The 280-nt window shown below is 70.4% G+C and carries 1 protein-coding gene; it reads left to right on the top strand.

Going from position 1 to position 280, the window contains the following annotated elements:
- Positions 1–280 (top strand): hypothetical protein (locus PU683_RS22155; protein ID WP_277174662.1); only part of this gene is annotated, 280 nt, incomplete at both ends.

The raw sequence follows: 280 nt of genomic DNA, 5'->3' as shown, positions 1-280 counted from the left end.
CGCGGTGGGCCTCTGCGAGGGGCCCATCGCCTTCGTCCGGCGGATCTGGGCGGACGGGGTGGAGATCGACCAGAGCCGCATCACCCTGCGGGTCCATCCGGGCGGGGCCGACCAGGCAGCGGACCCGCTGATCGTCGCCAAGGAGGGGGTCCAGAATGCCCCCGCCTATCGCGGCCTCGCCTACGTGGTGTTCGAGGGGCTGCCGCTCGGCGATTACGGCAACCGTATCCCGCAATTCACCTTCGAGGTCATCCGCCCGGTCAACGGCCTGTGTGGCCTC

The organism is Candidatus Kosakonia sp. 282A-S69, from assembly GCF_029433855.1.
GTDB lineage: Bacteria > Pseudomonadota > Gammaproteobacteria > Enterobacterales > Enterobacteriaceae > Kosakonia > Kosakonia cowanii_A.
The sequence above is the reverse complement of the archived record's forward strand: the minus strand, read 5'-3'. Positions and strand labels throughout refer to the sequence as shown.